This is a genomic window from Bacteroides sp. HF-4919, assembly GCF_018860125.1.
This window is the reverse complement of sequence record NZ_JAHKNF010000012.1, coordinates 57,215-77,197: the sequence shown is the minus strand read 5'-3', so window position 1 is coordinate 77,197 and position 19,983 is coordinate 57,215. Positions and strand designations below refer to the sequence as shown.

The following is a 19,983-nucleotide window of genomic DNA, read 5'->3' as shown; positions in this document are numbered from 1 at the left end:
CCGGCTTATACATGTGTGTATAAGCCGGTAAAGACTGTTTGATACAACTTCTATTATGCGTAAGTTTGTGTATTACAATTAGATATAACGTCTTTGGAAATGCAATCGTGTTTCAAAAGACGTTCGTCTGATGCAACAAAGATAAGGTGCTTTTTCCATCTGTGCAAATATTTCTACATTGTTTTAATTATCAGTCATTTATCTCTTCCTTTTGCCTTCAGTGCGCAGAGTCAAAACTGTGTTTCAAAAAAGGAACGTCTTTTGAAACACTCTATGATGGATAATATGTTTGTTATTAATCTATTATATACTTATTGTTTAGGCTTTCGGGGATTTTTTCTATTGATTTTATTTTTAATAGAAAAGGGACAAAGCCCCCCCGACTTTGCCCCTTCCAATCTTTTTCCCCGTAACTAATACGAAGAAAACACCACTAATCAAAATTTATACCTTTGTGTGTCAGAAATTTCTTCCGGTGTCCCACCATAGACGAGTACCGCAATTATCGGCTCCACCCAAAGCATTTACCAGTTGGGTATATTGTTCCGGGTTGGTTGTTTTGATACCTACGAAGAAGTTTAGTCGGCGTGGCCCGATGCCGGTGTCTACTGTACCTTCACTCTGATTGACCAAAACAGGGAATAATTTCGGATAACCAGTGCGGCGTTGTTCTGCCCAGGCTTCTCCTCCTTCCGGATACATGGCCAGCCATTTTTGTGTAATGATACGACCCAGTTTATCTTCGTTGCTGGCAGCATCGTCCCATTTAGGGGTCAGCGTATTGACGGCTTTCACATTGTTCTCCGCTTTGAAAGCATCTATGTAGTCAGCGGGTTTCTTCTCGCTTTCCAGGTAAGTTTCTGCTCCTGCAGCACCCCATTGGGCAAATGATGCTTTTACACCTCTCTCATAACAATCTTTGACGGACTCATTACTCCATCCCCTCAAAGCTGCTTCGGCACGCAGGAACCATATTTCGGCAGAAGTCATCAGTATGGCGTCACTCTGCTGGGTGATAGTACTTTTTGAATGTCCGTTATAGTTTTTGTGATTGAAGCCCGTACCTTGGCGGATACCTTTGTAAGTGCCCTTGTAATTGATAATGCTTGTTGCATCGGAACCGGCTGCTTTATTAAAGTATTTTTCCAGACGGGGATCTTCATAGCCTACTAACAAGGACTCCATATTGGCGTTCATAAACACCTCGCCCCATCCAATATTGATTTCTCCGAAAGGATTGGTATAGCCCGACGCTGTCGATACGGCTACCACCTCATCATTTCCTTCCAGCAATCCCTCTTTGTCTGTAAGGGATTTTTGCGCCTCTGCAAGAGCCAGTTTAGAGTCTGCCATAGCGATGCGGACAGCCAGGCGCAAACGGAGAGAGTTCGCGAACCGGATCCACTCACTGAAAGTGCGTTTCCCCTGAGGCATCAGGATATCGAATTTAGCAAAACTCTCTATCTCCGGATTGGCTTTTTGATATTCACGTATCTTTGCGATACCTTCGTCCAGATCGTTGAAGAAAGCTTTGTAGGCTTCCGGTTGTGTATCAGGAGTAGAACCTGTTTTCGATCCGAACTGAGTATAAACGATCGGACCATATAAGTCGGACAAACGGTGCATCAGTTCCACCTTCAATATTTTGGTGATCCCATAGAATCCTATATTATCTTTTTCGTTGATTGTCTCAGACTTCTGGACTTCCGGCATGATGTATCCGTAGGTGTTATCCCATGTGGAGCCGTTCCATCCGTCCATCATATAATAGGTACTGTTGTTCTTCCCTTCGTTGAAAGGGTTAAAGTCGTGTACGTATCCCGAGAATAAATCAGCTCCCAGATTTTGCATGGTCTGGAAAGGCCAGTTCTTACCGCTTCCCCAATCGTAATTAAAGTAGATTCCTTGCTGGATAATGCCCAGTGGAATACCATAATAGTTGAAATCCTGTTTCTTGCTATCGTTATCGAATCCCGCTTCGTTGGTATTGAATGATTCGAAAGAATCGGTACAGGCTGAAAATCCGATCAGTCCTCCTAAGAGTATACTTGCTATATATTTGATATTGTTTTTCATGATGAATCTCTTTTAGAATGTGAACTTAATATTGAAACCTAAGCTGCGGGTAGTCGGCATGCCGAATACGTCAATACCCTGATTATCGTTACCTGTTGAAAGAACAGCATCTGGGTCGAACGGAGCTTTCTTGGAGATAAAGAACAGGTTGCGTGCTACGAATGACAACTGGACATCTTTGAAAGCACCGCCGGCTTTGGCCAACCAGCTTTGAGGAAGTGAGTAGCCTAATGAAAGTTCACGGAGGCGGATGTTGGTGGCATCGTACATATAGTATTCCGTACATCCGTCGCGTCCGCTGACTGCGGTATAGAACTTTTGCGGTTTCACTTGAGTCCCATCGACATTGACATAACCTGCATCACGGGCTTTTCCACTGTTCAGGCTGACACCTCTTTGGTCAAGTTCGGCCTGAGTCTGTGAAAGTACATCGCCACCGAAACGTCCGTCAATCAGGAAGTAGAGTGAGAAACCTTTGTAAGTGAAAGTATTGCTCCATCCCAACATAAAGTCCGGATTACAGTTTCCTACTTTTTCTGTATTGCCGCCACCGATAACGTTTGGAATCTTGTCACCGTCTGCGTCTGTAGTGAACACCACTTTGCCATTTTTGTCACGCTCGAATGCCTTGCCATAAATATCACCGAATGAACCACCCTCTACCAGGCGCATGGAGTAGGAGGAAGAGAAACTTTCGTCACCATAAACAAATGTTTTCAGGTCCGGATGAAGCTTGATAATCTTGTTTTTGTTGGTAGAGAAGTTAAATTGAGTCTTCCAACGGAAAGCGTCATTCATCACCGGAGTAGCTCCTAAAGTGATTTCTATACCTTCGTTCTGAATGTTACCGGCATTTACCATGTAGTATTTATACTCGGCACCTGCCGATGAAGGCAATGTAAATAACTGATTCTTGGTGTTGGTACGATAATAGGTGAAGTCAAAATCCAGTCGGTAGTTGAAGAATTTCCATTCGGTACCGATTTCATAGGAAGTACTCATCTCGGGTTTCAGATCATTGAAAGGAGCCTTAGAGTAAGTAACGATGGCACCACCTGCACCGATGATATCATTACTGCCCGGAATCGTGTTGCTGATGAACAACGGGAGATCGTTACCAACTTTGGACCATGAACCTCTGATCTTTCCGAAAGAAATCCATTCGGGGAGTTTCACTGTATTGTTCAGTACCCATGACAGACCTACCGAGGGGTAGAAGAAACTGCTATGTTTGGTATAGGCCAATGTAGACGACCAGTCGTTGCGTGCGGTGACATCCAGATACAGGCTTTCTTTCCAACCTAACTGGGCAGTGCCGAACAGGGACTGTAATACTCTTTTTTGATTGATTTGTTCGTCGATATAAGCAGCCTGTGTCATTTTGATATTGGCTACGGTGAAGACGTTGGGGTAGTACAGTGAAGCTGTTTTGGAGTCCAGTCTCAAAGAATTGACATTCGTACTGTTAATGCTGCCGCCGATTGCGCCATTCAATGAGAAGTCATTCCATTTTTTGTTTATCATAGCCATGACATCACCGTAATACAATGTTTCAGTATGGTTCAAGTCAATATAACGTCCGTTTTGTCCTGATAGGGCAGGAGCAGTAGAAGCGTACATACGTTGTTGATACTGATCGTGTGTGTAATCGGCAGTACCACGAGCCTGGATATTCAGCCAGTCAGTGATTTTCACGTTGGCGGTCAGTGAAGCGATGGCGCGTGTACGTTTATCGTTGCTGTTGATGCGGTTGGTGATCCAGTAAGGATTCTGTTCCATATCCTGATAAGAAGTATACCAGTTCTGTACATTCATATTACGTGCCGGGTCAAACACTTCGAAGTTGTTTTTATATTCGGATAAGTCTTCACCTCTCGGGAAACCGTAGAGTCCCACCAGCGGATTCATATAATAACCACCGGAAGTCGGACGATTTTTGATTGTTTGTGTCATCAGGTTGACATTGGCATCCAGCTTTAGGTAGTCGTTAAAGAAATTGGCTGTTTCGCGGAAATTTAGATTGTGCTTCTGCATTTTGTTTTTCTCGACTATACCTTTGGCAGTGGTATTAGCATAAGAGAAGTAAGTTTGCATCTTTTCACTGCCGTTCATAAAGGATACGGAATTGATAGCTGTTACACCATTCTGGAAGAAATTATCTGCATTGTCATAATCTTTTAGAGTTGCCTTTTTCCCCCAACCGTTTTTTGCTTCGGGATCCATGGCATAACTGTTTTGGAATTCGGGCAGGCAGATGGCATGGTCTACAGTCAAGTTAGAAGAGAATGTAATCTTCTGGATACCGGCTTTACCCTTCTTGGTAGTAATCAGGATGACACCATTGGCAGCTTGTGAGCCGTAGAGGGCTGCTGCGGAAGCTCCTTTCAGGATACTCATGCTTTCGATATCATCCGGGTTCAGGTTGGAGATACCGTCACCGCCATCACGGTTACCTGCATCGGCAGTACCACCGATGGCTGTGGAAGCCTGTTCGTTGCTGCTATTCAGCATCGGTACGCCGTCAATCACATAAAGGGGTTGGTTGTTTCCGCTGATAGAACGGCTGCCACGGATCGAGACTTTGGCTGAGCCACCCAGTCCGGATGAACTTTTGGTGATTTGTACACCCGCTGTTTTACCGGCAAGGGCATTAATCATATTCGGATCTTTGGCACGGGTCAGTTCATCGCCACCTACTTGTTGTGTTGAGTAGGTCAAGGAGGCTTCTTTTTTCTTGATACCCATGGCGGTTACGACTACCTGTTCCAGTGCCATGGCTTCTTCCTGCATCTTTATGTTGAGGCTTTGCCGTCCGTTTACCTGTATGTTTTGTGGCTGATAACCGACATAGGTAATTACAAGGATAGAGTTGCTGGGTACATTAAGGCTGAAGTTGCCTTCCATGTCGGTGATGCAACCGTTTGTGGTACCTTTCTCCAATACATTGGCACCGATGATGGGATCGCCATTCTGGTCAGTAACTACTCCTTTTACGGTTACTCTGTCCTGCTGGGCTGTTGAGGCGTTATCGTTGTTTTTGGTCAGAACAATGTTGTGCCCTTCCATTACATATTTAATGTTGGTACCTTTAAATGCCTCGTCGAGAACTTCGGATACGGCTTTGTTGTCGGCCTGTACGTTTACTGTACGTCTGGTATCTACATTCTTTTTATTATAGACAAACAGATATTCCGTCTGAGATTCAATCTTCGATAGTAATTCGCTTACTTTCAGGCTTGAACGTGGTATGCTTATTTTAGCATTTTGAGAGTATCCATTCTCACTGTAAGCTTGGAGTGCTACGAAAAAGAGAAGGAATAATGTGATCTTCATGGTTAACAATATTTGTTTTGAAACAAAATTTTTTGGGCATAAATGCCTTGGCAAAGAAATTTTTCTCATATCTTTGTAACGTGTTAAGTTAATAAATTGATTAAGGTCGATTTTTGACTGTTTCGAATCGGAAAGTATGGGGGTACTTTCCGATTCTCTTTTTTGAGAATAATGGACTTTCTTTTCTACTTTTTCATGCGTATCTGGTTTTTAATGGTTTGTACTAATTTAAGGTCTATATTGAGCTCTTTCCTTATTTCTATTCAATGATGATACTGTCTTTTTCTTCATTGATGCGGTATGTGAACTTATGATCCTTCTGAATGACTTTCAGAATATGCTCTATGCCATCCTGCTCTTTAAACTTACCTGTACAGCGGTAGTTCAGTATTTTCAGATTTCTTACGCTTATGTTCACATTATAATATTTTTCCAGTTTGTTGAGCAGGCTGTTAAGCGGCGCATCATCAAAACAGTATAATCCTTCTTTCCATCTCAGATAATCGTACGAAGGTAAAGTAGTCTTCTTGTACTTTCCGTTGTATGATCCGAAGAACTCGTCTTTGGTCAGTCGGGTGATCACTTGATCACTTCCTACCGGATAGATGTCGACAATACCTTCAATCAAGGTCGTTTCAAATTCGTTACTGCCTTTGTAGGCGCAGACGTTGAAATGGGTTCCTACCACTTTTACCCGGTTTATTTCCGTGTTGACAAAAAATGGTATCTTTTTGTTTTTGGCTACTTCAAAATAAGCTTCTCCGTCCAGCTCTACGTTTCTTTCCTGGCGTCCGAAGTTGGATGCATAAGTCAAAGTAGACTTTGAGTTCAACCATACTTTTGTTCCATCTGCCAGTGTGATTTGTGCACGTTGTCCTGCAGGAACAGTTATGGTTTGCCGGTGGGCTGATTTTTCATATTGGTAATTCTTAAACAAGAACCCACAACTGACAGCTACGATGAGTACGGCAGCAATACGTGCACTCCACTTCAACATCGGGAGAATCCGGTTTTTTTTGTTTCTCCGGTTTATTTGTTTTTCATCCGTGAACAGAGCTATGTCGTATAGCATCCGTTCTTTTTGAAATGCTTTCCGGTTTTCGGGAGATGCATCCACCCAGTTTAGAATTAGTTTTTCTTCTTCTTCGGAGGCAGTTCCTTTAAAATACTTGTATAGTAGTTCCTGTTCCATAAAATGTTTTTAGTTTATATATATTGTCGGAGGCCTTATTTCCTCTTTCTGTATATATAACAGGATACTCCCGGACAACCCTAAAGGAAAATGAAGTTTTTTTTAGAAAAGTAGGGAAATAAGATAATCTTTGAGCTCAAGCCGCAATAATTTCAGTGCTTTAGTGATATGGAACTCTACACTCTTGATGGAAATACCGAGTTGTTCGGCTATCTTTTTATTGGGAGCATTGTGATAGTGGCTTAATATAAAGATGTGACGGCTTTGTTCCGGTAGCTGTTCAAGTGTTTTATATACAATGCGTTGTATTTCGGTGTCGAAGATCGATTCGGGTTCACAAGCTTCCAAAGTAGCAATGCGGAGGTCGAGTTCCCGCTGTTTGTGTGTGTTGATGGCTTCTTCGGCCCGCATACGTACCTGTTCGTGCTCAAGGTAGTTAAGAGATTTATTCTTGATGATAGTGAGCAATAATGCGTGGAGATTAGAGTCTTTTTCCCATTTTTCACGGTTTTCCCACAGGCTGATCATTGCTTCCATCAGGATGTCTTCAGCTGCGGCTTTATTCCGGGTATATGAGTAAGCAAACGACAGAAACCTCTCCTGGTTTTCTTGGAAGAACCGACTGAATAGGTCCATGGTATGAAGACTGTTGTTGCTTGACATGAATAGATTTTAAAGGTTCGTTGGATTTTGTTATGACAAAGCAACATAAACTTTTTGGAATATCAAAATAAAAGAATGACTTTTATACTGATTGCCGGTTAAAAAATAACCTGGCTATAAATAATAGCCAGGTTATCAATCTGTCAGTAAGGACAGGAATTATTTATTTTTTTTCCGGACGGGGTAACAAAACTTTTCTTGAAAGTTTAAACTTACCTGTCTTCGGGTCAATGTCGATCAATTTCACTTCGATCTCGTCACCTTCTTTGATGCCGGCTTCTTCTACAGTTTCAAGGCGTTTCCAGTCAATTTCTGAGATATGGAGTAGACCGTCTTTTCCCGGAAGGAATTCAACGAATGCACCATAAGGCATGATTGAGCGTACCTTACCTTTGTATACTTCACCTATTTCGGGAACGGCAACAATGCCTTTGATCAGGCGGATTGCATCATCGATTGATTTCTTGTTGGTTCCGGAAATCTCGATGCGACCCACATTGTCGATCTCTTCGATAGTGATTGTAGCACCTGTCTCTTCCTGCATGCCTTGAATGATTTTTCCACCCGGGCCGATTACAGCACCGATAAATTCTTTAGGAATAGTCATTGTTTCGATACGAGGAGCATGATCTTTCAGTTCGGTACGCGGTTCAGAAATAGTTTCTTCTATTTTGCCAAGTATGTGCATACGTCCTTCTTTTGCCTGATTCAAGGCACGTTCCAGGATTTCGTAAGACAGACCGTCTACTTTGATATCCATCTGGGTAGCTGTAATACCGTCTTTGGTACCTGTTACTTTGAAGTCCATATCACCCAAGTGGTCTTCATCACCGAGGATATCAGATAATACGGCATATTTTTCTTCGCCTGCATTCTTAATCAATCCCATAGCGATACCCGATACCGGTTTCTTAATCTTCACACCGGCATCCATCAGGGCCAGAGTTCCGGCGCATACAGTAGCCATGGATGAAGAACCGTTTGATTCAAGGATGTCTGAAACAACGCGTACTACATATGGGTAATCTTCCGGAATCATTCTCTTCAGTGCTCTATGTGCCAAGTTGCCGTGCCCAATTTCACGACGGCCTACGCCACGTTGAGCTTTTGCTTCACCTGTTGAGAAGGGAGGAAAGTTATAGTGTAATAAAAAGCGTTCTTTTCCGTGGGCCAAAACGTCATCGATAATTTTTTCATCCAGCTTGGTACCCAAAGTGACTGAAGTCAATGACTGAGTCTCACCACGGGTAAAGATAGCTGATCCGTGAGGTCCGGGCAGGTAACCGACTTCACACCAGATAGGACGAATTTCAGTAGTCTTACGTCCATCCAAACGTTTTCCTTCATCAAGGATACAACGACGCATCGCTTCTTTTTCTACGTCATGGTAATACCGATCAATCAGTGCGCCTTTTTCTTCCAGTTCTTCTTCAGAAAATTGAGCTTTAAATTCGTCACGGATAGCGTCGAAAGCATCCTGACGTTCATGTTTGTTTCTGTTTCCGGAAGCTGCGATGGCATACGATTTATCGTAGCAGGCATCGTGAACGGCTTTGCGGAGTTCTTCGTCGTTTTCTTCGTGACAATATTCACGTTTTACGGTTTTACCAACCATTTCAGTCAGTTCCATCTGCGCTTTGCAATGTACTTTGATAGCTTCGTGAGCTACTTTCATTGCTTCCAGCAATTCGGCTTCCGATACTTCACTCATTTCACCTTCTACCATCATGATGTTTTCATAAGTAGCGGCAACCATGATGTCCATATCAGCTTTTTCAAGCTGGTCGAAAGTCGGGTTGATAACGAACTTGCCATCAATACGTGCAACACGTACTTCTGAAATAGGTCCGTTGAAAGGAATATCTGAAACAGCAAGTGCTGCTGAAGCAGCAAGTCCGGCCAATGCGTCAGGCATATCAACACCGTCTGCTGAGAAAAGGATAATGTTTACGTAAACTTCTGCGTGGAAATTATCGGGGAATAAAGGACGGAGAGCACGGTCTACTAAGCGGCAGGTAAGGATCTCATAATCAGATGCTCTTCCCTCTCTTTTTGTAAAGCCACCGGGGAAGCGGCCGAATGCTGCAAATTTTTCTTTGTACTCTACCTGAAGCGGCATGAAATCTGTTCCGGGAACTGCATCTTTAGCGGCACAAACAGTAGCTAACAACATGGTGTTACCCATGCGAAGCATCACAGAGCCATCTGCCTGTTTTGCCAGCTTTCCCGTTTCGAGTGTGATGGTTCTGCCATCTCCCAACTCGATCGTCTTAACAATTGGGTTAATCATAAAAATTGTTTTATCTAATATCTTTCTTTCAAAATTCCCGCAAAGATATACATTTATTGCACTAATCTCGTGAAAATGAGATAAAAAGTTAGTAGGAATTTGATTTTTTTCAATTTTGGAGTGAAGAACATGGCAAAATGCTTTGACTAATCTTGAAAAGAAGTATATTTGCAGCTTGAAAAATAACACGCATATTATGAAAAAAGTAACGTTAGTAGCTCTTGTGGCTCTTGCTTTAAGTTCTTGTAATTCTGACCCTAAATTTAATGTGAAAGGAGATGTTTCGGGAGCAGATGGAAAAATGCTTTATCTGGAAGCTTCCGGACTTGAAGGAATTGTGCCTTTGGATTCTGTAAAATTGAAAGGAGACGGTTCATTCAGTTTTAAACAATTACGCCCTGAATCTCCTGAGTTTTATCGTTTACGGGTGGAAGATAAAGTGATTAATTTCTCGGTTGACTCTACAGAAACTGTCAGCATCAAAGCGCCTTATACAGACTTTTCGACTGCTTATACAGTAGAAGGCTCGGACAATTCTGCGAAAATTAAAGAACTGACTCTAAAACAGATCCGTTTACAGAAGAATGTGGATGCGTTGGTAAAAGCTGCGCAAGCCAATCAATTAGGTAACGATGTGTTTGAAGACAGCCTGGCTGTATTGTTGAAGAATTATAAAGATGATGTGAAAATCAATTATATCTTTGCTGCTCCCAATACGGCTTCTGCTTATTTTGCTTTGTTCCAGAAGCTAAATAATTATATGATTTTTGATCCTCTGAATAATAAAGACGATATTAAATGTTTTGGTGCCGTAGCCACAAGTCTGAATAATACTTATCCGCATGCGGTACGTTCGAAGAATCTCTATAATATAGTCATAAAAGGTATGAAAAATACTCGTACCCCCCAGCAAAAGACAATTGAGATACCGGAAGAAAAGATTGCTGAAACAGGTGTGATTGATATTGCTTTGAGAGATATGAAAGGTAATATCCGTAAACTTACTGACTTGAAGGGTAAAGTCGTTCTTCTTGATTTTACGGTTTACCAAAGTGCGGTTTCGGCTCCACATAACCTGATGTTGCGTGACTTGTATAATAAGTATGCGAGCCAGGGGTTGGAAATTTATCAGGTTTCATTGGATGCCGATGAACATTTCTGGAAAACTTCAGCCGATAATTTGCCTTGGGTATGTGTTCGCGATGAGAATGGAATTTACTCAACGAATGCAGCTTTATATGGCGTAAAGAATCTGCCGGCTCTATTCCTCATCAATCGTAACAATGAACTGAGGGCCCGTGGAGAGACGATAAAAGACTTGGAAGGAACTATCAAGTCTATGCTTTAAGTTGTTATAAATTAGAAGTTTTCGTTTAAATATGTTACATAGCATTGCTTTTTGCTTGACACATATTGTTTAAAAGGTTATCTTTGCGAAGAAATAATTGAAAAGAGGGTTCCAGCATGACTCATGTTGGAATTCTTTTTTGTTTTATATGACCGTTAAAAATAAAAGGAGGAAAACATCATGGCTTATATGTCAGAAGAAGGTTACAAGAAATTGATGGCGGAACTTAAAGAACTGGAAACAGTGGAACGCCCCAAAATTTCTGCGGCTATAGCTGAGGCGCGCGATAAAGGTGATTTATCGGAGAACGCCGAATACGATGCTGCGAAGGAAGCTCAGGGTATGCTTGAAATGAAAATCAACAAACTCAAAGCTGTTATAGCGGATGCTAAGATTATCGATGAATCGAAACTGAAAACAGATTCAGTACAGATTCTGAATAAAGTAGAATTGAAAAATACCAAGAATGGTATGAAAATGACTTATACCATCGTTTCAGAAAGCGAGGCAAATCTGAAAGAAGGAAAGATTTCCGTTAGCACACCGATTGCTCAGGGATTACTTGGCAAAAAGGTAGGTGATGTTGCTGAGATCCAAGTTCCACAGGGTAAAATCAGTCTTGAAGTAGTAAACATTTCGTTTTAACATGAGGGCAGGTCCATATTCGGGCTTGCCCTATTTTATATATTAGGATTATGGTAACAATATTCAGTAGAATCATAGCGGGTGAAATTCCATGCTATAAGGTAGCCGAAAACGAAAAGTTTTTTGCTTTCCTTGATATCAATCCGTTGGTGAAGGGACATACTTTGGTTGTTCCTAAACAGGAAGTTGATTATATCTTTGATTTGAGTGATGAAGATCTGGCTGCAATGCACGTTTTTGCCAAAAAAATAGCTCGTGCTATTGAAAAAGCTTTTCCTTGTAAAAAAGTGGGTGAAGCAGTGATCGGACTTGAGGTTCCACATGCTCATATTCATTTGATTCCTATTCAAAAAGAATCGGATATGCTTTTCTCTAATCCAAAATTGAAACTGGCAGACGACGAGTTTATTTCTATTGCCAAAGCTATTAGTTCTGCTTACGAAACAGCCAAATAAAATTCTTCCTTCATTAAATAATAGTAAAGGGGCTGAACGTTGCCGTTCAGCCCCTTTTTCTTATTAACTTCGTGGCATTTATAAAGTTAACTTCGTAATTATAGGAAGTTAACTTCTTAGCTCTAATAAGTTAACTTCGTATACTTAGGAAATTAACTTCGTACAGTACTAAATATAATCTTCTCCTAATTTCATTTGTGCATCATTCACATACTTGCGTATGGCATGTTCTTCGTCCTTTTTGCAGATCAGTAATACATTATCTGATTCGGCTACCAAGAACCCCTCCAGACCTTCTATCACTGCAAGTTTACCTTTGGGTAATACAACGATATTGTCATTGCTGTTGTAAATCAATGAGTCACATTTTAGAGTTACATTTCTTTGTTCATCTTTAGGTGATAAATCATATAGTGATCCCCAGGTTCCAAGGTCTGACCATCCGAAGTCTCCTAAAGAAACATATACATTATCAGCCTTTTCCATAATTCCGAAGTCTATCGAAACGTTAGGGCACGCCGGGAAGTTTTCTTCGATAAAGTCTTTTTCTTCAGGTGTACCATAGATCTCTCTTCCGGGAGACAGTTTAGATGCTAATTCTGGTAGAAGAGTTTCTCCTGCTTTAATGATTGTATTGACATTCCACATGAAGAGGCCTGAATTCCAATAGAACTCTCCACTTTCAACAAAAACCTTAGCAAGTTCCAGTTCCGGTTTTTCTGTAAATGTCTTTACTTTGTAGAAGTTGTCTCCTTCCTGCTCTGCTATTTGGATATATCCGTATCCGGTTTCCGGACGATTGGGCTTTATACCTAAAGTGAGAAGTTTATCAGATTTTGATACAAAGTCCAGTCCTTTCTCTATAGCGGCTAAAAATTCTCCCTCTTTTAAGATCAGATGATCGGAAGGGGCAACTACGATGTTGGCATTTGGATTTAAGGCACGTATATGATAAGATGCCCATGCAATGCACGGAGCCGTATTTCTTCTTGCCGGTTCCAGCAAGATCTGTTTTGAGTCTAATTCTGGAAGTTGTTCTTTTATCAAGTCTGCGTATATCGCATTGGTTACGATAAGTATGTTCTCCGTAGGAATAATTTTGTTGAATCGGTCGAAAGTCTGTTGCAACAGTGAACGACCTGTTCCAAAGAAATCCAGAAACTGTTTAGGCATTGTCTTGCGGCTAAACGGCCAGAAACGACTGCCGATACCTCCACCCATAATGACACAATAATTATCTTTGCTTGTCATGATATTGACTGTTTTAAATGTTTCTGCTAAAATACGGTTTATTCTCTGAAAATAGAAGCGTTTATGCGATCTTTTATTCTTTTTTTCTCTTTTTTTTTATAAAACTCTTGCAAGTTCAAAAAAAAGCCGTATCTTTGCACCGCATTTGAAACCAATGCCCAGATGGCGGAATCGGTAGACGCGCTGGTCTCAAACACCAGTGGATTCACTTCCATCCCGGTTCGACCCCGGGTCTGGGTACTTAGAAATCCTAATAATCAATTGGTTATCAGGATTTTCTGCTTTTATAAGGCGTACTAAATGTGTACTGACTGGCGAAAACAAAAATAATGGCGCATGGTAATAACCCTGTGTTTAAGCATAGATATTGCAGAGGCGGAATATGAAGAACTTGGTATCATTGACGCCGTGCAGTTTGGCTCTGAAAGCCTTGATTTTTGAGTTTATTGATTCGGCAGAGGCGTTGGTAGAGCGGTTGTTAAAGAAGTTGAGTATTTCGTCAGAGTGTTGGTAGAGTGTAGCGGCTATGGTGTTGAATGATTTGAAGCCGGAGTCTGCGACTCGATTGTACCAACGGGCGAGATTCAGACGTGCGCTGTCTTTGGTTGATTGTTTGTTGAATATGGCCCTGAGGTTTTGCGATAGCCAATAAGCCTGTTTCAAATCAGGGTAGAGATCGAACAGTATTCTGGCGCGTGTCCGTTGGGTGTCAGTCCAATTTTCAGGTGATTTGAGTAAGGCATAGCGCCCTCTTGCCAACAGTTCTTTGAGCGTATCTCCATTCTCTATATGTTCCGCTGTATATTTTCGCCCTTCAAGTTTCGCAGCCTCTCTGGCATCTGTTTCGGCATTGATGGCCTCCCAGCGGTGCTTTATGCGTATTTCCTGGACTGCATCCAAAGCAAGCCTCTGCACATGAAACCTGTCGATTACCCGCGATGCCCGCGAAAAAGCCATACGGCAGATTTTATGCATGCTGTCGGACAAGTCAAGCGTTATCTCGGTGACTTTATTGCGTAGCTCGCTTTTTATTTGACGCAAGGCATGTATAACGGTATCGGCTTCCGTGCCGAGTACTATGGCTACAATGGAGTTCTCTCGACCGTGAGCCTCCTTATTGGTTACGATTGTATATAGCTCTCCGCGACTCAAAGAGGTTTCGTCGATACTCAGATGCGGCCCAATGTTTTGCGGAAATACCCGCCATCGTTCGGCATGAAGCCCCTCTGCCGTGTCTTTCCATTGCCAGTAACCGCTCAGATGACGCTTATACTGGCGTTCAAACAGGTCTCCGTCTATATCGAAAAAACATTCAAGAGAGCGGCCCGTAATCGGGTATTTGTCCAAGCATATCTTTTAAAAAAGCCGCAAACTCTTTCGAGAAGCGGGTACCTTCGGCCACAAAATCCCAGCGTCTGCTGACGCTTTTGCCCGTCTCAACCTCAATCCACCGGCGACGCTTTACATGAAACGACATCTTACGCCCTCTGACTGGATAATCCCTAACGATGCTCTCTTCATAGAAACCGTTAGACCGAAGCTGTCCTGACTCGTAACCGAAAACCCCATTATTCCGTTCCTCCAAGGTTACGTCAAGCGTTTCTGTGGTTTTATCTACCTTGACCACCTCAAAGTATTCAATCATTTCTTCAGGCAGAAGACATTCAGCCAGCTCTATATAAGCATTCTTTTCCATCGCACTTCGTTTAGTGATCAAAGATAAGTGTTTTACTATATATACACAGGGTTATTACCATGCGCCAAAATAAGGTGTACTTTGCTTGTTTGGCAGGCTCTATATTTAGTTTTTATTAACTCGTTCTCTTGATATTTCTTCCTATTCTCAGCTTTTTCTTTCTTTTAAAAGTCGTTTCTACTATTATCTTTGCGATTGATTCACACCCAAAAGAGAATATTACAATGGAAGATTGCTGTGAAATACAGTTTCGTGAGATACAGAAGATTGTTGATGCTTGCATCCAGCATGATTATAAAACAGTGATTGATGCGTTTTCATTGAAAGAAGAATATCTGAATGAATCACATATTAAATAAATAAATAGAGTGTTTTTAGGAGGATTTTAATGGATTGATGAGCTTAATTGCAAACTCTTTGTTACTTTTGTGTAGAGATAAAATGAGAATAGCTATGAATAAGCCTTTGTTTGTTGAATGTCATAACGCATTAGAATATAATCATCTATTTAAGGATGTTGATAATATGAATTTTTACTCAGCCAAGATGGATGAAAATGAGTATATAGTGGTAGATGATTATGATTGTGATAATTATGACATTTGGTCTGAGGTGCAAATTGTTCTTTTGGAGAATGACAGATTGCTTTGTAGACATAAAGGAAAATATGGTGTGGTAAATTCAGAAGGTTGGGATGTTATTCCTTTTGTTTATGATAAATTTGAGAAAAGAGCGGAAGCTAATGGAAATATGTATGATGTTTTATTGGGTAATAGGTGGGGAGTCATTGATTCATCGGGAAAGGAGTTTTTCCGGATAAAATATAGTAACCCTATTCCAATATTAGAGTTTCCAAGAAGAGTTTCTGATGATATGTTGTGTAGGAGGACTATACTTGTAGAGGATGCTGATACTCGCCGTAAGGGATTGGTGGATTTCGATGGACGGGAAATCATCCCTACAATATATTCTAAAATAGAACGAAGTGGGAATTGGGACTATGTTTATGTGAATTTTGGAGCTATGGAGGAAACTGATCCTGATTGTACGTGGAATGGAGTATGGGGATGCTGTAATTGGCAAGGTAAAGAGATTATTCCCGTAAAGTATCATGCTATCCATTATATTAATGAGTATTTTATAGCTGGAGATGATGAATATGAATGTGGTGATGTGTTCGTGGATAGATATTATGGAACATATGATTTATACGATTTAGAAGGTACTATGATTATAGGTGGATTTAACAATTGTCAAATCGGAACTAATTATTTTATTCTTAATTTTGGGATAGTTGTTAAATCTTATTGGAAAACAACTTATTGGGGAAATACTGAAATTGAATATGGTGACGAATTAGTAAAAGAGTTAAATTGTGATAAAATGTGTTCTATCATTGTTGATAAAGATTTGAAATCATTTATTTCTAGGCATTTAATAAATGAAACTCGTGAAGAAATAGAATATGAATTTGATTTTCTATGTAACAATCTACCTGCGGGTGAAGGTCTGCTTATAGGGGAATCTCCCAAGTTGTGCAAAGGAAAAAGATATAATGAAGATGATAAGATAATAAAGGGGATTAGTGTCTGTTCGGCTTCTTCTATAAATGACACCGTTGTAATGTACAATATAAGTAAAAAAAATGTAATGCCTGATGGCTCAATAGGGAGATTGAAAGGAATTGTTTTTTGCAATGAGCGAATGGTTATTGCTCCAACATATACAGATGTAAAATCAATAAATAGTGAGTTGCTTTTTATTCAAAATGAAAGAGGCTTAGTTGGTATAAGAAATGTTACAAAAGAATTGCTGGAACCACAATTTAGTTTGATAACTAATCCATATAATAATATAGCTATAGGATTTAAAATTGAATATGTAGAAGAAGATGATATATATCAATGTCAATGCTGTTTATTGAAATTCAACAAAGATGCTATTTGTCAAGAGAATGTGGTAAAAATAACTGGGTCTCAGTTGTATGAATTGTTATATCCAACTTTTAAATCATTAGATGGTTGGGAAACTCTTGTGTTAAGCGAGGAACCTAAAACATTGATAGCACAGTATTGGAAGCACATACCTCATGATAACAATGATACTAATCGTTTTTGGTATCCATATTATAAAGATTTTAAATATCTTTGGGAGGATGAACATTATGAAGAAATAAGAGAGAGTATGTCCGATGATTCGGCAGATTCATACGATTGGAGGTATTATAATGATGGCTTAGATATGGATCAGCAAGATGAACGTTTCTGGAATTTTTAAAAATACCGCTTTATCTTATGTTAAAAAATATTTTATATTTATCAAGTAGTGGTTGGCATTCCATTCTTGGATGTATATTGAAGCTTGTTTTGGATAAAATCTTTCAATATTTCTATGGCATATTTTTGAGACTGCTCTTTATTGAAGCTAGGATTTTCAATATATATGATAGAGCAAGAAGGCTCAATTTTTTCTACAAATTCATATTTATGATTCCTTTTTTCTACCACAGACCATGAAGGAAATGTTTCAATTTGCATAGGATTGAATGTTTGGATAGCTGGTTTGGCAGTACATTTATCTGTTTTGACAAAGCGTCCTTTTGTTATTTCTTTTACTATAGGGATTTCTATTTCCTCGGAAGAATGAAGAGTTTGATGACACTTTTGGCAAAGTGTTATAAGATCATCATCGTCATATTCCCAAATTTCACGGTCAATAATGTATAACTTATGATGAACATTTAGTATTGGCATGACTATTTTTTTTCCATATCCTAAATTTATATCTAAATCAATATGATATTTCTCACTGCCAATATGATAATTGCCTGTGTGCATATCATAGGAATGTACTTCAATATATCTTCCTTTTTCAACAATAACGTCTCCAAGTGAAGGATTGCTACAATGGCAGCATTGGCATGTATAATTGTCTCGTTTTAGTATTTTTTCTCTTTTATTCTTCCATTCTTTTGCTTCGTAAATATTGTAGTAATCTGTAATCTCCTTCTTTTTAATTTGCTCTTGTAAATAATTATCTTGAATTTGAGATAGTGCTTTTTGAGCATCCTCTGCTGTGTCATAGATAAATTCTGTTAGTGCTTCATTGTCGAAATTTACAATCCCAAACTTGCCGTGCATAGAAACTGCAATGATATTATCCTTTATTAGTGGGAACTTTATGCAGTCATATATGCAAGGCAAAATTTCTTTCCATTCATGATTGTAGTAACCGCATTTCCCGTTTGATAAATATGCATTATAGAACGGAGAACTTAAAATTGGTGAATAGTTTGATTCTATTTTTTTGTATGCTGTATTAGAAATTTGCGTTCCACAACTATTTAATATATAAACTCCGTTTTTATTATTCTTTCTTATTAGATTGTTGGGCAGAATTTCAAGTTTGTCACTATTATATGGTAGTAATACTTTCCCTTCCTTATTATATAGTGCGTATTTAATGGTTTCTTTGTTATTGCTCTGCACTATGAATGTTAAGTTTTTCAGTATATGTATTTTGTCCTGCTCAATGGGAATAATAATCTCAGAATTGGAGTTTAATAAACCATATTTCTGGTTTTCTTGAACAATAAATATGGCTGTATCTTTCAGATGTTCTCCATTGTATATAGAGAACCAATCACGAGGAGGTTCTTCAAAAATAATCTTATCGTAAAATTTCGTTGTAATATTCCCTTTTTCATTTATTATACATTGTTTTTTATTGAAAGTTGCGATATAGTAAACAGAGCCATTTATTTTCCCAGCCTTAATGCTATCATACTTTTCTTCTATTATAATATCTCCTTTTACTGTGTATGCTCCCCATTTTGCAGTTTTTATAGATTGTGCAATGATACATTTATCTACCCAAATGTTTACAGAACAGAATCTGAATGAAGTAATAGGTTTATCCTTATAATCGCATATAGCACTTCGACCATTTTCTATCGTCTTAAATGTCGGGTGGTCGATAGATTTGCCGCCAACATTCACTAAAAGTGTATCTCTTGAAATCTTTAGACGGAAATCATAATTCTTTCGTCTTATTCTTTGCAGGTTTATTTTATCATTATATTTCCATTCTTTCCAGTTTACATATTTTCTGTGTACTTTTTCATACCATACTGCTATTTTTATTGCAGTAATAAACAGAATAAAAGCACCAACTAAAAGTAGAATGAGGTACATAATTGATTTTTTAAGTAGTTATTATAAGATTTGAACCTAATATTATATGATTAGAAGTTGAGTTAATCATTATCATATTGGATAAATCCAATAGGTTTACGTTCTCTTTGCTGGTTGATTTGCTTCTGTTTATCTGCTAACTGTGATAATGCTAAGTAAATATCATCAAGTTCTTTTCGGGTATCTTCACTAAGGTCATTAACTGCTGCTATTGTGTCTTCATTGCCTTCTTCCAGAATTTTCATGCGCTGCTTTAACTCTTCGATTTCCTTAGTTGTGCTATTTACAGAAGACAAGTATTGGCGTACAGTAACAAAAGCACGCATGATGGATATGTTTATTTCAATAGCTGCTTCGCTATTTAATACAGATGAAAGCATAGCAACACCTTGTTCTGTAAAGGCAAAAGGCATATATCGTGTACCACCTCTTTTGTTTGAGGACGCAATTTGCGACCTCAAACTTTCAAACTCTTTTTTTGTTAGTTCGAACATGAAATCGCCGGGGAAGCGCTTGAGGTTTCTTCTTACTGCTTCTTTCAATCGTTTGGTTTCACTCCCATAAAGTTCAGCTAAATCAAAGTCGAGCATTACCTTTTGACCTCTAACTTCGTATATTTTATTTTGAATAACTTGTAATTCCATAATTTATAACCTGTTTTTATAAGAAATTATTCAACTTTTGGTATGGTTCACACCCATTGTCTGTACATTATGAATTCGGCACACAGCGTGTGCCGAATCTTACTTTTCTAATTCGGTGGATGCCATCCGCCAATTTGGGTATAGTGAATTTGGCGGTTGCTGACCGCCGAATCTCTAAACTATACATATCATAGTCT

At 39.5% G+C, this 19,983-nt stretch carries 15 protein-coding genes and 1 tRNA gene; 6 read left to right on the top strand and 10 right to left on the bottom strand.

Annotated features, from left to right (window positions below; all coding sequences use genetic code 11):
- Nucleotides 1–459 precede the first annotated feature (459 nt).
- The 5 genes from KO473_RS19180 to pnp all read right to left on the bottom strand — a co-directional run bounded on the left by KO473_RS19180 (nucleotide 460) and on the right by pnp (nucleotide 9,554).
- Nucleotides 460–2,076, bottom strand: coding sequence for a SusD/RagB family nutrient-binding outer membrane lipoprotein (locus KO473_RS19180; protein WP_005782026.1), 1,617 nt, complete (start codon nucleotides 2,074–2,076; stop codon nucleotides 460–462).
- Between the two features lie 12 nt (nucleotides 2,077–2,088).
- Nucleotides 2,089–5,409, bottom strand: coding sequence for a TonB-dependent receptor (locus tag KO473_RS19175; protein ID WP_080546308.1), 3,321 nt, complete (start codon nucleotides 5,407–5,409; stop codon nucleotides 2,089–2,091).
- A 259-nt stretch (nucleotides 5,410–5,668) separates the two neighbouring features.
- Nucleotides 5,669–6,601, bottom strand: coding sequence for a FecR family protein (locus tag KO473_RS19170; protein WP_005822260.1), 933 nt, complete (start codon nucleotides 6,599–6,601; stop codon nucleotides 5,669–5,671).
- A gap of 102 nt (nucleotides 6,602–6,703) precedes the next feature.
- Nucleotides 6,704–7,264: an RNA polymerase sigma-70 factor gene (locus KO473_RS19165; RefSeq protein ID WP_216035137.1), complete on the bottom strand. Its 561-nt coding sequence runs from the start codon at nucleotides 7,262–7,264 to the stop codon at nucleotides 6,704–6,706.
- Nucleotides 7,265–7,427: 163 nt separating this feature from the next.
- Nucleotides 7,428–9,554, bottom strand: a complete 2,127-nt coding sequence (gene pnp, locus KO473_RS19160) for a polyribonucleotide nucleotidyltransferase (RefSeq protein WP_005822256.1) — start codon at nucleotides 9,552–9,554, stop codon at nucleotides 7,428–7,430.
- A gap of 196 nt (nucleotides 9,555–9,750) precedes the next feature.
- On the opposite strand from pnp, the gene KO473_RS19155 reads away from it, so the two are divergent.
- The 3 genes from KO473_RS19155 (at nucleotide 9,751) to KO473_RS19145 (ending at nucleotide 12,002) form a co-directional block, all read left to right on the top strand.
- Nucleotides 9,751–10,902, top strand: a complete 1,152-nt coding sequence (locus KO473_RS19155; protein ID WP_005822254.1) for a thioredoxin-like domain-containing protein — start codon at nucleotides 9,751–9,753, stop codon at nucleotides 10,900–10,902.
- Nucleotides 10,903–11,082: 180 nt separating this feature from the next.
- Nucleotides 11,083–11,547: a transcription elongation factor GreA gene (greA, locus tag KO473_RS19150; protein ID WP_005791379.1), complete on the top strand. Its 465-nt coding sequence runs from the start codon at nucleotides 11,083–11,085 to the stop codon at nucleotides 11,545–11,547.
- Between the two features lie 50 nt (nucleotides 11,548–11,597).
- Complete coding sequence (locus KO473_RS19145) at nucleotides 11,598–12,002, top strand: HIT family protein (protein WP_005822251.1); 405 nt, start codon at nucleotides 11,598–11,600, stop codon at nucleotides 12,000–12,002.
- 168 nt (nucleotides 12,003–12,170) lie between these two features.
- Here the strand turns inward: KO473_RS19145 and KO473_RS19140 are convergent, their stop codons facing one another.
- Complete coding sequence (locus KO473_RS19140) at nucleotides 12,171–13,253, bottom strand: mannose-1-phosphate guanylyltransferase (RefSeq protein ID WP_005782042.1); 1,083 nt, start codon at nucleotides 13,251–13,253, stop codon at nucleotides 12,171–12,173.
- Between the two features lie 156 nt (nucleotides 13,254–13,409).
- Between KO473_RS19140 and KO473_RS19135 the strand changes: the two genes are divergently transcribed.
- Nucleotides 13,410–13,493: transfer RNA gene (locus KO473_RS19135), tRNA-Leu, on the top strand.
- Between the two features lie 114 nt (nucleotides 13,494–13,607).
- Here the strand turns inward: KO473_RS19135 and KO473_RS19130 are convergent.
- A complete protein-coding gene (locus KO473_RS19130) occupies nucleotides 13,608–14,600 on the bottom strand; it encodes a transposase (RefSeq protein WP_005822249.1) in 993 nt (330 codons plus the stop codon).
- Complete coding sequence (locus KO473_RS19125; RefSeq protein ID WP_005822247.1) at nucleotides 14,566–14,949, bottom strand: hypothetical protein; 384 nt, start codon at nucleotides 14,947–14,949, stop codon at nucleotides 14,566–14,568. Before KO473_RS19125 ends, KO473_RS19130 begins: the two co-directional genes overlap by 35 nt.
- A 224-nt stretch (nucleotides 14,950–15,173) precedes the next feature.
- Here KO473_RS19125 and KO473_RS23705 point away from each other — a divergent pair, with 224 nt between their 5' ends.
- Together KO473_RS23705 and KO473_RS19120 are read left to right on the top strand one after the other, a co-directional pair.
- Nucleotides 15,174–15,308, top strand: coding sequence for a hypothetical protein (locus KO473_RS23705; protein WP_005822245.1), 135 nt, complete (start codon nucleotides 15,174–15,176; stop codon nucleotides 15,306–15,308).
- A 94-nt stretch (nucleotides 15,309–15,402) separates the two neighbouring features.
- On the top strand, nucleotides 15,403–17,226 hold the full coding sequence (locus KO473_RS19120; protein ID WP_005822243.1) for a WG repeat-containing protein: 1,824 nt from the start codon (nucleotides 15,403–15,405) through the stop codon (nucleotides 17,224–17,226).
- 41 nt (nucleotides 17,227–17,267) lie between these two features.
- Here KO473_RS19120 and KO473_RS19115 read toward each other — a convergent pair whose 3' ends face one another.
- Both KO473_RS19115 and KO473_RS19110 read right to left on the bottom strand, forming a co-directional pair.
- On the bottom strand, nucleotides 17,268–19,142 hold the full coding sequence (locus KO473_RS19115) for an HNH endonuclease (RefSeq protein ID WP_005822241.1): 1,875 nt from the start codon (nucleotides 19,140–19,142) through the stop codon (nucleotides 17,268–17,270).
- A gap of 62 nt (nucleotides 19,143–19,204) precedes the next feature.
- Nucleotides 19,205–19,786, bottom strand: a complete 582-nt coding sequence (locus KO473_RS19110) for an ORF6N domain-containing protein (protein ID WP_005822240.1) — start codon at nucleotides 19,784–19,786, stop codon at nucleotides 19,205–19,207.
- Nucleotides 19,787–19,983: the final 197 nt, after the last annotated feature.